Genomic DNA, 13,757 nt, shown 5'->3' on the forward strand with positions numbered 1-13,757 from the left:
CGGGTTCGGCGTCGGGCCCGGCCCCGACCGGCGCCCACCCTCGCGCCCCGCGTGCCTCGCTGTCAGGATGGGCGCATGAGCGTCATGGTGTCCGTCTTCGATGCGTACCGGTCCCGCACGAGCGAGAAGTACACGGCCTACCCGCCGGACGTGCTCCCCATGTTCGTCGCCGAGATGGACAGCATGCTCGCCGAACCGATCCGCGACGCCCTGGTCACGGCGGTGACGAACGGCGACACCGGGTACGTCGGGCACGGCCGGGCCCTGCCCGAGGCGTTCGCCGACTTCGCCGAGAGCCGGTGGGCATGGCGGGTCGACCCCGACCTGGTCCGCACCACCACGGACGTGTCGGTCGCGGCGGTCGAGGTGCTGCGTCGGGTCATCGAGCCGGGCGACCAGGTCGTCATCATGCCGCCCGTGTACCCGCCGTTCTGGGAGTACGTGTCCGAGGCCGGCGGCACCGTCACCGAGGTCCCGCTGCTCGCCCCCGCAGGCCCGGCCGACCCCTTCGACACCACGGCCGGCTGGCGGATGGACCTGGACGGCATCGCACAGGCGTTCGCCGACGGAGCCCGCACGGTGCTGCTCTGCAACCCGCACAACCCCCTCGGCCTGGTGCACGACCGCGAGTCGCTCGTCGCACTCGCGAAACTGGCCGCCGAGTGGGACGCCGTCGTGGTGTCCGACGAGATCCACGCGCCGCTCGTGCACGCCGACGCGGTGTTCACGCCGTTCCTGGAGTCCTGCCCCGAGGCCGCGTCGCTCGGTGTCGCCCTGACGAGTGCGAGCAAGGCCTGGAACCTCGCCGGCACGAAGTGCGCGATGATGATCGGCGCCTCGGAGCGGGCCCGCGCCTGGTTCGACGGACTGCCGACCGAGGTCGTCGAGCGCACCGGCATCCTCGGCTACACGGCGAGCGTCGCGGCCTTCAGCGAGGGCGGGCCGTGGCTGGCGTCGCTGCTCACCGAACTGGCCGCGAACCGGCGCACCCTGGCCGAGCGGATCGGCGACGTGCTGCCCGGCGCCGAGTACCGGCAGCCGCAGGCGTCGTACCTGGCGTGGCTCGACCTGCGGGCGCTGCCGTGGGGCGACGACCCCGCGGCGGAGCTCGTCGACCGGGCAAAGGTGGCGCTCGGCTCCGGCCCGGCGTTCGGACGGCAGGGCCGGGGCTTCGCGCGGCTGAACTTCGGGTGCTCGGCGGAGACCCTCGACGAGGGACTCAGCCGCCTCGCCGCAGCCGCTCGGGCCTGAACCCGAGCCACCCGCCTACTCGAACCGCTGCCAGGCCGGCTTGTTCGCGTACGTGTAGCGGTAGTAGTCGGCGAGCTGCAGCCCGGCGGCGGCTTCCTCGTCGACGACGACGGTCGCGTGCTCGTGCAGCTGCAGGGCCGAACCGGGCACGAAGGAGCTGAGCGGCCCCTCGATCGCAGCGGCGACAGCGGCCGCCTTCGACGGGCCCTGGGCGACGAGGACGAGCTCGCGGGCCTCGAGGATGGTGCCGAGCCCCTGCGTCATGCAGTGCGTCGGGACCTGCTCGGGCGAGTCGAAGAAGCGCGCGTTGGCGTCACGGGTCGACGGCGCGAGGGTCTTGATGCGGGTGCGCGAGGCGAACGACGACGTCGGCTCGTTGAACCCGATGTGGCCGTTGGCCCCGATGCCGAGGATCTGCACGTCGATCCCACCCGCGGCACGGATCGCGGCGTCGTACTCCTTGGCCGCGAACTCCAGGTCGGCGGCACGGCCGTCCGGCACCCGCACGCGCGAGGCGTCGAAGCCGAGCGGTGCCACCACGTCGCGGGCGATCACGGCCGCGTACGACTCGGGGTGCTCGAGCGGGATGCCGACGTACTCGTCGAGGGCGAACCCACGAGCCTCGGCGAACGAGATCTCGCCCGCCTGCACCCGGCGCTGCAGGTCGGTGTAGATGCCCTGCGGGCTGGATCCGGTGGCGAGACCGATGACGGCGGACGGCTTCTTGGCGACGACGGACGCGATCTTGGCCGCGGCGACGCGACCGACCTCGTCCGGCGTGGGCAGGATGATGATCTCCACACGGCAAGCCTACTGGTCATGACCAGTCTGCGACAGGGGTCGGATGGGTAGCGTGGAGGCATGCCGACCCCCGACTTCGTCCTGTCCCTGCGCGAGAAGATCGGCACGGCGCCGCTCTGGCTGTCGGGCGTGAGCGCCATCGTGACCCGCGGCTCCGGCGCCGATCGCGAAGTGCTCGTGGTCCGGCGGGCCGACACGGGCGCGTACACCCCGGTCACCGGGATCGTCGACCCGGGCGAGGAACCCGCCGTCGCCGCCGAGCGCGAGGTCCTGGAAGAAGCCGACGTCGTCGCCGTCGCCGAACGCCTGGCCTGGGTGCAGGTGCTGCCCGAGATGACCTACCCGAACGGCGACCGATCGCAGTACCTCGACCTCGTCTTCGCCTGCCGGTACGTCTCCGGCACGCCGAACCCCGCCGACGGCGAGAACACCGAGGCTTTCTGGGCTCGGCTCGACGCCCTGCCCGACATGTCGGAGAACATGCGGGCACGCGTCGAGGCCGGGCTGGCGGACGAGCGCGAGGCGCGCTTCCAGCGCTGACCCCACCGGCCTGGAGGCGCGGTGCCAGGCCGCCACAGGCCTCCCGTCCGCCGTCGGTCGCGCCCACCCCGCCAAAGCGACAGAAGTCCGCGAAGCATCCGCGCCCATCTGTCGCTTTCGCGGTGGGGACGGCCGAGGCCGTCGAGAACTGTCGCTTTCGCGCGCGGGGTAGCTACGCGAGCGGCGCGACCGCCACCGGTGCGCCGAGCAGGCGCACGGCGACGGGGTCGCCGGTGGCCCGGCGGTCGCCGACCTCGTGCTGGACGGTCACGACGGTGTCGTCGTCCAGGCGGACGGTGGTGCGGCGGATCGACCCGAGGAAGCTCGAGGTGACGACGGTGCCGGTGATGCCCTCGGGGGCGAAGGCGATGTCCTCCGGCCGGACGTAGGCGAGCACCGGCCCGTCGGGGGCCGAGGAGTCGAGGGCCGGCACCCGGAAGCCGTACACGAAGACGTCGCCCCCGCGCAGGTCGCCCTGCAGCCGGTTCGACTGGCCGACGAAGTCCGCCGTGAAGGCCGACGACGGGGTGCGGTAGAGCTCCTCGGGCGTGCCGACCTGCTCGATGTCGCCCGCCTGCATCACCGCGATCCGGTCGGAGACGGCGAGCGCCTCCTCTTGGTCGTGGGTGACGAACACGGTGGTGATGCCGAGGTCGCTCTGGATGCGGCGGATCTCGTCGCGCAGCGACACCCGGACCTTCGCGTCGAGGGCCGACAGCGGCTCGTCGAGCAGGAGCACCCGGGGGCGGGTGACCAGGGCGCGGGCCAGGGCGACGCGCTGCTGCTGCCCGCCGGAGAGCTGGTGCGGGTACCGCTCGGCGAACTCGCCGAGGCGGACCATGTCGAGGGCCTCGACCACGCGGCTCTTGCGCTCGGCGGCGGGGACCCGGCGCATCTCGAGGCCGAAGGCGACGTTCTGCCGCACCGTCATGTGCGGGAACAGCGAGTACTGCTGGAACACCATGCCGATGTCGCGCTTGTTGACCGGGGTGTCGGCGACGTCCCGGCCGTCGATGCGGATCGAGCCGGCGTCGATGGCCTCGAGGCCCGCCAGCGCGCGGAGCGCCGTCGTCTTGCCGCAACCGGACGGGCCGAGGAGCGAGACGAACTCCCCCGGCTCGACGCGGAGGGACAGTCCCGCGAGTGCACGGTGTGCGCCGTAGTGCTTCTCGACGGCGTGGAGTTCGACGACGGCACCGGTGGTGGCGAGGGACGCCGGGGCTGCCGGGGCGGTGACGGTCATGCGGACTCCTCGAGGCGGGGACGACGGGTGGTGCGGGTGCGGCGGATGCGGCCCGTGCGACGGGTCCCGATGCGGCCGATGAGGACGAGCAGCACGAAGCCGAACGCGAGCGCGGCGACCGAGAAGATCGCTGCGACGTACGGGTCGGTCCCCTGCACGAGCACGAGCCCGGTCTGGAACGTGCTGCGGGAGAGGAACGCGGCGAGGGTGTACTCGCCGAGGACCACGGTGATCGTGAGGAAGCACGCGGCGGTGATGCCCCGGCGCAGGTTCGGCAGGAGCACGCGCCAGGTGACTGTCCACCACGAGGCGCCGAGCGACCGGGCCGCCTCGGACAGGACGATCAGGTCCGTCGCGGTGATGGCGGCGGCGATCGGGCGGAACGCGAACGGCAGCGTGATGATGCCGATCGCGAACGCCAGCGTCCAGGAGCCGGACCCGAAGACCTGCGAGACGACCTGGTACACGGGGATGAACCCGACGACGAGCACCACGACCGGCACGGTGATCGGCACGATGCAGACGAACTCCAGGATGCTCCGGAGCCGGGGGTAGCGGAGCGCGGTGATGATCTGGGCCGGCAGCAGCACGAGCAGCACGATCCCGACGGTGATCACGGCGATGAGCAGCGACGCCCCGAGCCCGTCGAACACCGGCTGGTAGGTGAACGCGTTGGCCGGGTCACCGATCGCCGCCCAGTGCGCGAAGGTGAGCCCGCCGTCGGTGCCCTGCCGGAAGGTGAACTGCAGCAGGGCGACCAGCGGGACGGCGAACAGGAGCCCGATCACGGTGAGCACGATCGCTGCCGCACCACGGGACGGGGCCGTGCCGAAGCGGCGGACGCGGGACGGGCCTCCGAGCCGAACCGGCTGCGCCGGGCGGACCGGACGGACCGGGGCCGCCGCGCTCATCGCTGCCACCTCGCGGCACGGCGCTGCAGCAGCGAGTACGCGCCCATCACGACCGCCATCACGACGACCATGCCGAAGGCGAGCACCCCGGCGACGTTCTGCAGGCCGGCGAGCGTCTCGCTGGTGAGCTGCGTGCGGATCGTGAGCGGCACGATGCCGCCCTGCGAGATGAGGGCCGCGGCGGTGGCGAACGACGAGAAGCCGTTCGCGAAGAGCAGCAGGAGCGACCCCCAGAACGCCGGTGCCAGGACCGGCAACGCGATCCGGCGCCAGTACGTCAGACGCGAGGCGCCGAGGGTCGCGGCGGCCTCGCCCCACTGGGCCTTGACGCCCTCGAGTGCGGGCATGAACGTGAGGACCATGAGCGGCACCTGGAAGTAGACGTAGGGGATCACGAGCCCGGGCACCGTGTACAGGAAGGCACCGTCCGCGTTGAGGTCGACGTGGAAGACCGTCACCAACCACGTCGTGACGAGGCCTTGCACGCCGATCGTGGCGATGAACGCGAACGCGAGCATGACCCCGCCGAACTGGGCGAGGACGCTCGCGGCCGAGTCGATCATCGACCGGACCAGTCCGTCCGGCCGCAGCGCCGAGAGCGCCCAGCAGACGACCGCACCGAGCACGGCACCGATGACCGCGGAGGCGGCGGACAGGCCGAACGACCCGCCGAACGCCCGCAGCACGGACGGGTCGGCGAAGGCCGCGAGGTTCGCGAACGTGAACGCCCCGGAGCCGTCGAAGAAGCCACTGCCGATCGCGATCACGGCGGGGACCGCGAGGAACAGCAGGACGTATGCGGCGAAGGGCGTCAGCCCCAGCCAGGCGAGGCCGACGCGGCGCCGGACACGGGGTCCGGCGCCGCGGCGGACGGCATCGGCGGACGCTCGTGCGGACGTCGGGCGCACGGGGCTCGTCGCGCTCGTCGCGCTCGTCGCCGGTGCGGCGTCGGTCGCGGCTGCGCCGCTCGCCGCGGGCGCGTCTGCCGATGCGGTGGTCATGCTGCTCAGGACCCCATCGTCGAGGACCACTTGGCCTTGAGCACCTTGGCGGCGTCGGCGACCTGCGCGTCGGTCAGCTCGACGTAGTCCTTCGGTGCGCCACCGGCGGCGTCGAGGGCGTCCTGGTCGACCTTGCCCGACTTCGTCAGCGCGGCGAGGGTGGACGGGAAGGCGCCGGCCTGCAGGTACAGGTTCTGGACCTCGGGGCTGGCGATGTACTCCTCCCACAGGCGGGCGGCCGCGGGGTGCGGGGCGTCCTTGTTGATGGCCTGCGAGTAGTACGAGCCGAGCGCCTGCCCCTTCGGGACGACGGTCTTCCAGTCCTTGTTGCCACTCGCGCCCGCTGCCGGGCCCCAGGCCAGGTTGTTGTACGACCACTGGACGACGACCGGGGTCTCACCCGAGGCGACGGTGGCCTGCGTCGGCAGCACGTTCTGGAAGTTGCCGGCCTGCTTGAGCTTGCCGAAGAAGTCGACGCCCTTGGTGATGTCGTCGGCCGAGCCGCCGTTCTCCAGCGCCGCCAGGTACACCGCGGACGCGGCCTGGTTCGCCTGCGTCGGGTCGCCGCCGATCGAGACCTTGCCCTTGTACTCGGAGCCGAGCAGGTCCGTCATGTCCTTCGGGGCGTCGGAGATCTTCGACGAGTCGTACCCGATCGACATCAGGCCGGTGTAGTCGCGCGTCCAGGCGCCGTCCTCGTCCTTCAGGTTCGTGGGGATGTCGTCCCAGTTCGCGACCTTGTAGTCGGCGAACAGGTCGAGGTTCTCCTGCAGCACGGCGTTGCCCAGGTCGAGCACGTCGGGGGCGGTGGACTGGCCCTTCTGCGACTTGACCGCGGCGACCTCGTCGGCGCTCGAGCCGTTCGGGTTCGCGGAGTTGATCTTGATGCCGTACTTCTTGGTGAAGCCGTCGATGATCTTGCCGTAGTTGGCCCACGTCGGCGGGAGCGTGATGACGTTGAGCTGGCCCTCGGCCTTGGCGGCCTTGACCAGGGCGTCCATGCCGCCGGCGGACTGGGCGCTGGTGGTGGTCTTCCAGTCGGCGTCGCCGTCGGAGCCGGCGGTCGCGGAGCTCGTCGCCGAGCATCCGGCGAGGGTGACGACTGCTGCGGCGGCCAGGGCGATGCCGGCCAGGGTGCGCTTGTGCTGCACGGGTGGGCCTTTCGGGTGGGGGAAGGTGCTGCGGGACCGGGTGTCCGGGTTCTGGTCGATCGTGGACGCGGCCGGTTTCCGGCCCGTGCTCCGGTGGTGAACGACGGCGGAACAGCGGGTGCGGCTGTACGCTTTGCTCGTTCTGGGCGCAGGGTCGCGCCCAGACCAGGCCTGGAGGCACGGATGCGGTTCACGACGACGGTCCTGCTGGCACGGAAGACGGCGACCGGACTCCCCGTCCCGGAGTCCGTCATCGAGGCGCTCGGATCCGGCAAGCGCCCCGCGGTGGTCGTCACGATCGACCGGGGCTACACCTACCGTTCCACCGTCGGGGTCATGGACGAGCAGTTCCTGGTGCCGCTGTCGGCCGCCCACCGTGCGGCCGCCGGGATCGCCGCCGGGGACACGGTCGAGGTCTCGCTCGAGGTCGACACCCTGCCCCGGACCGTCGACCTGCCGGAGGACCTGGCCACCGCGCTGCAGGAGGCCGGCGTGCGTGCGGCGTTCGACACGCTGTCGAACTCGCGGCAGCGGGCGCTCGCCGACCCCGTCACGCAGGCGAAGGCCCCGGAGACCCGGGCCCGGCGGATCGAGAAGGCCGTGGAGTCCCTGCGTGGGTAGGGGTGCGGCGGGCGGGGTCGGGCGGGGTCGGGCGGGGTCGGGCGGCCTGGTCGTTCCGGGCGTACCTGGTGGTTTCGGGCGTACCTGGTCGATTCGGGCGTACCTGGTCGGAAGTTCTCGGCAGGTATGCCCGAAAGCACCAGGTACCGCGGGCGTTCTGGGAAAGAACGGGCGCGCTCAGGCCCCGAGTTCGACCAGGACCCGCGGGATCTCGGTGACGAGTTCACTCGCCAGGTACCCGAGCGGCCCGACCTGCACCGCGAGTCGGTCACCCGCGGCAGCGTGCACGTAGGACGCCCACGCCACGGCCTGCGCCGGATCAGCGCCGCGGGCGAGCAGGCCGGTGACCGCACCGGACAGCACGTCCCCACTGCCGCTCGTGCCGAGACCGCCGGAGCCGGTGCCCTTGAGCCACGCCCGACCCTGCGGTGTGGCGATGGCATCGCCGAGGGCCACGACCGCTCCGAAGCGGTTCGCGATCGCGACGGCGTCGGCCACGTCGTCGTCGCTGCACTCCCGCCCGAGCAGGCGTTCGGCCTCGCCGGAGTTCGGCGTCATCACCAGCCGTCCACGCAGCGGTTCGAGGCGGTCCCGCACGTCGGCAGCCACACCGAGGGCGAAGGCGTCGAGCACGACGGTGGTGTGCGGACCGACGACGTCGGCGAGTCCGGCCACGAGGTCACGCGAACCGTCCGGCTCGTCGAGCCCCGGCCCGACCAGCACGGCATCGGCGCTCGAGGCACTGTCCGCGATGCCCTCGATCGCACCGACGGCGATGTGTCCGTCCTGGTCCTCGTCGAGGGGTTCGACCCCGGACTCGGGCACGACGACCGCGACCTCGTTCGCCACGCTCCGGCCGACCGCCAGCGTGAGGCGACCAGCGCCGACGCGGAGTGCGGCGAGCGCGGAGAGCATCGCCGCACCGGGGGTCCGAGCGGCGCCGCCGACGATCAGCACCTGCCCGCGGCCGTACTTGCCGGCACCGGGTTCGGGCAGTGGCCAGTCCCGCAGGAAGTTCGGGGTGACGGGTTCAGTGGACATGTTCGTCGTCCTTCCGGCCGGTGTGCTGGGTGACCTCGTCGTCGTCCAGGTGTCCGACGGAGGAGAACTCCTCAAGCACCCACGGTGATCCGGCATCGTCACGACGGAGTCTGGTGAGGGAGGCGTTCGCGACGGCGTGGGTCCGGGCGAACTCCATGAGTGCCGGTTCGTCGAGGTCGAGGCACACCGCGACGGCGAGCATCACCACGGCGTCGTGGGCGGCGATCACCAGGCGCTCGACACCGTCGACCCGCTCGAGGTCGCCCAGGAGCGACCGGAGCCGGAGCATCACGTCCGCCCACGACTCTCCACCTGCCGGCCGGTGGTAGTACTTGCCGAGCCACTGCCGGCGGCGTTCCTCGTCCGGGTACCGGTTGCGGACGCCCTGCAGGGTCAGCAGGTCGAGGACGCCGAGTTCGCGGTCGCGCAGCCGCTCGTCCACCCGCTTCTCGGGTTCGGCGAGGCCGGCTGCCTCGAGCGCGATCGCGATGGTCTGCTGTGCGCGCAGGTACGGCGACACCCACAGCGCGACGGGGACGTCGTCGATCCCGCGGTCGGCGAGCTCCTGCCCGAGGGCCCGGGACTGATCGGTGCCGAGCCGGCTGAGCGGGACGTCGGCGTCCCGGAACTCGACGTCGATCACGTCATCGCCAGCGGCTTCGGCCCGAGCCGCTGCGACGTTCGCGACCGATTCGCCGTGACGGACGAGCCAGATCTCCTGCACTGCCATGCCGCCACGCTAGCCAGCGCGTGCTGTGCCGGTTCACCGGTGCCGAACGGTCACCCCCTGCGGCGCCGGACGGTCACTCCGCTCGGCGCCGGACGGTCACCCCGTACGGAGCCGAGCGCTCCGGACCGGTCGGACGGCACACGGGAGCCCGGCCGCCCGGAGTCGCAGCGCCAGCGCATCGAGGTCGAACAGGTCTCGCCACTCGAGCCGGATGATCGTCCGCACACCCGGCACGGTGAGCAAACGACCGTGCCGGCGCTTCTCGTCGAGGAACACCTCGGTCGGACTCCGGCCGCACAGGTAGCGCTCCTGGGAGTACTTGGCCCGTCCGTCGATCTCGACGATGACCCCGTGGTCCGGGAACCAGAAGTCGACTGCGGACCGACGGCCGTCGACGACGAACTCCTGCTGCAGCACCGGGTCCGGCAGCCCGAGCTCCCGGAACACGACCCGAGCGAGCGACTCGGCCGGTGACCCGGAGCGAGCATCGGCCAGTTCGAGCACCTGCTGCGCCAGGGCTCGGGCGCGGGCCTTCGGAGGAATCGCTCGTCGGAGATCGGCGTCGTCGAACCCACGTCGCAGCGCGGCGTCCGCGATCACGACGCCCGCCCGCAGGTCGCCGGTCGTCGCCACGTCGACGACGGTCCGGGGGACGGAGGTGACCGCGACCGCACCGACCGTGGCCCGTTCGCCCCGGCCGACGGGTCTCGTGTGCAGGACCAGCTCGGCGCTCCGGCCCCGGTACATCGACTCGGGCACGGTCGCGTGCACCGGGACGTCCCACCCGCCGAGCGCCGGGAGACCGTGCAGGGCCGCCGCGGACAGGTGCGAGGCCGTCGCCCGTGTGCCGAGCCGGCCGAGCCGCGCGAACACCCGGGTGACGTACCGCTGACGAGGCCCGGCGGCGTCCCACGCGGCACCGTCGACGAAGGCGTTCGGCCCGACCCGGACCAGGCGGCCCACACCCTGGGTCCGGGTCCGGCGGCGCAGGGTGGTGGCATCGAGGCCGGCCTCGTGCATGGCGGAGGCTCGGAGGATGGGCAGCGACTCGTTCATGCACGTGACGATGCCGGACCGACCATCCGGTCCGGAGGCCGATGTCGGGAACTGTGGACGGGCCTCCAGGCCTGGGCGGTTGTGGAGGGGAGACGTTCCTTCCCAGAACGCGCGCGATGCCAAATGAAATCGGGCATACCTGGCCGGAAGTTCCGACCAGGCACGCCCGATTCGACCAGCTACGCCCGATTCCACCCGGCCCGGCCCGCGCCCGCACCCCACCCGCACCACACCCGCCCCCGCCCCGGCAACCACCCCGCCCCCCCCCCCCCCACGCAACACGGCGCCGGACGGAACGCACCCGTGTCCCGTCCGGCGCCGCGGTCTCTCCCCGACCGAACGCCGGGCCCGCTGCCTCAGGCCCGACGCACGCGCAGCGTCACGATCTCGAACGGACGCAGGGTCAGCACGACCGGCTCCCCCGCCGACCACGAGCGCTCCAGCGGCCGCTCGAGCAGGTCGACCTGCGACACCGACTCGACGTCGAACCCGAAGGCGACCCCGACGTCCGTCGCCCGGCCCCCGAGTCCTTCGTACAGGCGCACGACGACGTCTCCCGAGCGGTCCTCGGCGAGCTTGACGGCCTCGACGAACACCTGCGGCGACGACACCGTGACGAGCGGCGCGACCTCGGCCGACCCGGGCACGCTCCGCACCGGCAGGTTCAGCCGGTACCCGGAGTCGGCGGCGTCGAGTACCGAGGCCCCGATCCGCAGCACCGTCCGGAACACGTGGTGCCCCTGGTCGGCGTTCGGGTCCGGGAACGTCGGTCCGCGCAGCAGCGACTCCCGCACGAGCGTGGTGATCCCGCCGTCCGGCCGGGTCTCGCGCGTGATGTCGTGGCCGTAGGTCGAGTCGTTCGCCACCGCGACGCCGAACCCGGGCTCCGCGACGTGCACCCAGCGATGTGCCGAGGTCTCGAAGCGGGCGTGGTCCCACGAGGTGTTCTGGTGCGTCGGCCGGTCGATGTGCCCGAACTGGATCTCGCTCGAGGCCGACGACGCGAGCACGTCGATCGGGAACGCGAGCTTCAGCAGCTTCTGGTGCTCGTGCCAGTCGACCTCGGTCTGCACAGTCAGCTCCGGTTCGCCCTGCACGGCGGAATAGCGCGTGGTGAGCGTCGACGATCCGAAGGACCGTTCCACCACGAGCTCATCGCCGTCGACCGAGACGGACGAGGCCGACAGCACCGTGCCGTTGCGCTGGTAGGCGCGGTCGATGTCCCACGCCTCCCACTGGTTCGGGGTGTCCCGGAAGACCGTGTACTCCGCCGCCGCGGCGCCGGGAGCGATCGCGTCGCGTCCGGTGGCGTGGTCGACGAACGACACGACGTGGCCGGCAGCGTCGATGGTCGCGGTGACGACGCCGGTGTCGAAGACGAAGCGGTCGCCGCTCCGGACGGGAGGCACGGGTCGCGGCGCGTGGACGACCGAACCTGCCAGGGCGGTCACGTCCCCTGCCGCGACCGGCGAGGCGTTGAAGCGCACGACCGACGCGGCATCGTCGGCAGCGGCGCCGCTGACGGCTGCGGTCCCGCCTGCGGCGAGCGCCGTCGTCGCGCTCCCGATCAGCCCCTCGAGCACCTCAGCGACCCGGGCGTACTGCTCCTCGGCGTTCTCGTACACCCACGCGATCGAGGACCCGGGCAGGATGTCGTGGAACTGCTGCAGCAGGACGGTGTGCCAGGCGTCCTCGAGTTCGGCGTACGGGTACTCGCTGCCGAGCCGGACCGCCGCCGTCGCTGCCCAGAGCTCGGCTTCGCGGAGCAGGTGCTCGGAGCGGCGGTTGCCCTGCTTCGTGCGGATCTGCGACGTGTAGGTGCCGCGGTGGAACTCGAGGTACATCTCCCCTGACCAGACCCCGGGCGTCGGCAGCTCGGCCTCGAGCTGCTCGAACACCTGCGCGGGCGTGCCGAGTGTCACGTGGGGCGACCCGTCGAGGTCGTGCTGGCGGTGTGCGGCGCCGACCATCTCGCGGGTCGGACCGCCACCACCGTCGCCGAAGCCGTACAGGAGCATCGAGGTGTTCGCGGTGCCGCGTTCCTTGTTGTTCCGTTCGCCGCGGCGCAGGTCGGCAGGCGAGACGTCGGAGTTGTAGGTGTCGGCCGGGGGCAGGTGCGTCAGGACGCGCGAGCCGTCGATGCCCTCCCAGTGGAACGAGGTGTGCGGGATGACGTTCGTCTCGTTCCACGACGGCTTCTGGGTGACGAACCACTTCGACCCGGCGGCGCGGACGATCTGCGGCAGGGCGCCCGAGTAGCCGAACGAGTCGGGGAGCCAGGCCTCGGGGGTGTCGATGCCGAACTCCTCCAGGAAGAAGCGCTTGCCGGCGACGAACTGGCGGGCCAGGGCCTCACCGCCGGGCAGGTTGGTGTCCGACTCGACCCACATGCCGCCGACCGGGATCCACCGCCCTTCGGCGACGCGCTGCTTGATGCGGGTCCAGATGGACGGGTACTCGTCGCGGATCCAGGCGTACTGCTGGGCGGACGAGCAGGCGAAGGTGAAGTCGGGGTCGCGGTCCATCAGGTCGAGCACGTTCGAGAACGTCCTGGCGCACTTGCGCTTCGTCTCGCGCACGGGCCACAGCCAGGCGGAGTCGATGTGGGCGTGCCCGACGGCGATCGCGCGGTGGGCGGCGGGGCTGGCGGGGACGGCGAGCACGGGCGCCAGGACCTGCCGGGCGTCCGCGGCGGTGCCGGCGACGTCGTCCGGGTCCAGGGCGTCGGCGGCGCGTTCGAGTGCCCGCAGGATGTCGGCGCCGCGGGTGCCGTCGGTGGGGAGCTCGGCCATCAGCCCGCGCAGCACCCAGAGGTCCTGCTGCAGTTCCCACACGGTGTCGTCGCGCTCGACGACCTCGAGGGCCTTCAGGCGGTAGATCGGGTCGTCGCCGGCGGTGGAGCGCGAGCCGAGCGGCGTCGCGCCCTGGAACGAGTCGCCGCCGATGTCCGGGTTCGCCCCGGCCTCGATCCAGAGCTCGAAGGACTCCCCCGGGCCGACCTCGAGCGGCACGGTGTCGTTCCGCGGCTCGATCGCCTTGATCGTGGAGCCGTCGGCGCGGAACGCGAGTCCCTCGGCCTGGAACCCGGGCTGCCGCTTGGTGAACCCCAGGTCGACGAGGAGTTCGGCGGTGGTCCCCGGCGCAGTACCGAAGTCCGCCGGCACGGTCCCGGTCACCCGGAACCACGTCGTGCCCCACGGGCGTCCGCCCCAGTGCGACCCCACCGTGAACGGTGTGTACGTCTCGCCCACGGCGGCGTCGAACGGCACCGGCTCGCCCGGCACCTCCCACGCCTCGATCGTCACCGGCGCCGAGCGACGGAGGACGGCGGGGTCGACACGGTCGCGCACAAGGCGGGCGATCCGGGCCTCGACGAGCGGTTCGTCCTGGTGCATGTGCTTCCTTTCGAGA

At 72.2% G+C, this 13,757-nt stretch carries 12 protein-coding genes; 3 read left to right on the top strand and 9 right to left on the bottom strand.

Going from position 1 to position 13,757, the window contains the following annotated elements:
• The first annotated feature begins 75 nt into the window (after positions 1-75).
• Complete coding sequence (locus QRN49_RS00880; RefSeq protein WP_259572136.1) at positions 76-1,251, top strand: MalY/PatB family protein; 1,176 nt, start codon at positions 76-78, stop codon at positions 1,249-1,251.
• 15 nt (positions 1,252-1,266) lie between these two features.
• Here QRN49_RS00880 and nagB read toward each other — a convergent pair whose 3' ends face one another.
• Positions 1,267-2,052, bottom strand: coding sequence for a glucosamine-6-phosphate deaminase (nagB, locus tag QRN49_RS00885; protein WP_110895274.1), 786 nt, complete (start codon positions 2,050-2,052; stop codon positions 1,267-1,269).
• A 60-nt stretch (positions 2,053-2,112) separates the two neighbouring features.
• Here nagB and QRN49_RS00890 point away from each other — a divergent pair, with 60 nt between their 5' ends.
• Complete coding sequence (locus QRN49_RS00890) at positions 2,113-2,592, top strand: NUDIX hydrolase (RefSeq protein ID WP_284753381.1); 480 nt, start codon at positions 2,113-2,115, stop codon at positions 2,590-2,592.
• Between the two features lie 172 nt (positions 2,593-2,764).
• Here the strand turns inward: QRN49_RS00890 and QRN49_RS00895 are convergent, their stop codons facing one another.
• Genes QRN49_RS00895 through QRN49_RS00910 form a run of 4 tightly spaced genes read right to left on the bottom strand, consistent with a single transcriptional unit; the run spans position 2,765 to position 6,898 of the window.
• Positions 2,765-3,835, bottom strand: coding sequence for an ABC transporter ATP-binding protein (locus QRN49_RS00895; protein ID WP_071404693.1), 1,071 nt, complete (start codon positions 3,833-3,835; stop codon positions 2,765-2,767).
• Positions 3,832-4,746 (bottom strand): ABC transporter permease, encoded by a 915-nt coding sequence (locus QRN49_RS00900; protein WP_284753382.1) that lies wholly within the window; start codon positions 4,744-4,746, stop codon positions 3,832-3,834. The genes QRN49_RS00895 and QRN49_RS00900 overlap by 4 nt, the downstream gene beginning before the upstream one ends.
• Positions 4,743-5,747 (bottom strand): ABC transporter permease, encoded by a 1,005-nt coding sequence (locus QRN49_RS00905; protein WP_258371352.1) that lies wholly within the window; start codon positions 5,745-5,747, stop codon positions 4,743-4,745. The genes QRN49_RS00900 and QRN49_RS00905 overlap by 4 nt, the downstream gene beginning before the upstream one ends.
• 5 nt (positions 5,748-5,752) lie before the next feature.
• The gene (locus QRN49_RS00910) at positions 5,753-6,898 is read right to left on the bottom strand and encodes an ABC transporter substrate-binding protein (RefSeq protein ID WP_284753383.1); all 1,146 of its coding nucleotides are present in this window, start codon (positions 6,896-6,898) and stop codon (positions 5,753-5,755) included.
• Positions 6,899-7,081: 183 nt separating this feature from the next.
• On the opposite strand from QRN49_RS00910, the gene QRN49_RS00915 reads away from it, so the two are divergent.
• Complete coding sequence (locus QRN49_RS00915) at positions 7,082-7,519, top strand: YdeI/OmpD-associated family protein (protein ID WP_284753384.1); 438 nt, start codon at positions 7,082-7,084, stop codon at positions 7,517-7,519.
• Between the two features lie 177 nt (positions 7,520-7,696).
• On the opposite strand, the gene QRN49_RS00920 is transcribed toward QRN49_RS00915, so the two are convergent.
• From QRN49_RS00920 to QRN49_RS00935, 4 genes are all read right to left on the bottom strand, one after another.
• Positions 7,697-8,560 (bottom strand): NAD(P)H-hydrate dehydratase, encoded by an 864-nt coding sequence (locus tag QRN49_RS00920; protein WP_284753385.1) that lies wholly within the window; start codon positions 8,558-8,560, stop codon positions 7,697-7,699.
• Positions 8,550-9,290 carry a histidine phosphatase family protein gene (locus QRN49_RS00925; protein ID WP_209081003.1) on the bottom strand — a complete coding sequence of 247 codons (741 nt, stop codon included), beginning with the start codon at positions 9,288-9,290 and terminating at the stop codon, positions 8,550-8,552. Before QRN49_RS00925 ends, QRN49_RS00920 begins: the two co-directional genes overlap by 11 nt.
• 96 nt (positions 9,291-9,386) lie before the next feature.
• Positions 9,387-10,346 carry a hypothetical protein gene (locus tag QRN49_RS00930; RefSeq protein ID WP_284753386.1) on the bottom strand — a complete coding sequence of 320 codons (960 nt, stop codon included), beginning with the start codon at positions 10,344-10,346 and terminating at the stop codon, positions 9,387-9,389.
• A gap of 356 nt (positions 10,347-10,702) precedes the next feature.
• The gene (locus QRN49_RS00935; RefSeq protein ID WP_284753387.1) at positions 10,703-13,741 is read right to left on the bottom strand and encodes an alpha-mannosidase; all 3,039 of its coding nucleotides are present in this window, start codon (positions 13,739-13,741) and stop codon (positions 10,703-10,705) included.
• Positions 13,742-13,757 lie beyond the last annotated feature (16 nt).

This window comes from Curtobacterium sp. ME-Dv--P-122a (genome assembly GCF_030209645.1).
Taxonomy (GTDB): domain Bacteria; phylum Actinomycetota; class Actinomycetes; order Actinomycetales; family Microbacteriaceae; genus Curtobacterium; species Curtobacterium flaccumfaciens.

What these genes read in the sequence shown, in the direction of transcription:
- QRN49_RS00880 (WP_259572136.1), top strand. Translation starts at nt 76, where the DNA reads ATGAGCGTCATGGTGTCCGTCTTCGATGCGTACCGGTCCCGCACGAGC.
- QRN49_RS00890 (WP_284753381.1), top strand. Translation starts at nt 2,113, where the DNA reads ATGCCGACCCCCGACTTCGTCCTGTCCCTGCGCGAGAAGATCGGCACG.
- QRN49_RS00895 (WP_071404693.1), bottom strand. Translation starts at nt 3,835, where the DNA reads ATGACCGTCACCGCCCCGGCAGCCCCGGCGTCCCTCGCCACCACCGGT.
- QRN49_RS00900 (WP_284753382.1), bottom strand. Translation starts at nt 4,746, where the DNA reads ATGAGCGCGGCGGCCCCGGTCCGTCCGGTCCGCCCGGCGCAGCCGGTT.
- QRN49_RS00905 (WP_258371352.1), bottom strand. Translation starts at nt 5,747, where the DNA reads ATGACCACCGCATCGGCAGACGCGCCCGCGGCGAGCGGCGCAGCCGCG.
- QRN49_RS00915 (WP_284753384.1), top strand. Translation starts at nt 7,082, where the DNA reads ATGCGGTTCACGACGACGGTCCTGCTGGCACGGAAGACGGCGACCGGA.
- QRN49_RS00920 (WP_284753385.1), bottom strand. Translation starts at nt 8,560, where the DNA reads ATGTCCACTGAACCCGTCACCCCGAACTTCCTGCGGGACTGGCCACTG.
- QRN49_RS00925 (WP_209081003.1), bottom strand. Translation starts at nt 9,290, where the DNA reads ATGGCAGTGCAGGAGATCTGGCTCGTCCGTCACGGCGAATCGGTCGCG.
- QRN49_RS00930 (WP_284753386.1), bottom strand. Translation starts at nt 10,346, where the DNA reads ATGAACGAGTCGCTGCCCATCCTCCGAGCCTCCGCCATGCACGAGGCC.
- QRN49_RS00935 (WP_284753387.1), bottom strand. Translation starts at nt 13,741, where the DNA reads ATGCACCAGGACGAACCGCTCGTCGAGGCCCGGATCGCCCGCCTTGTG.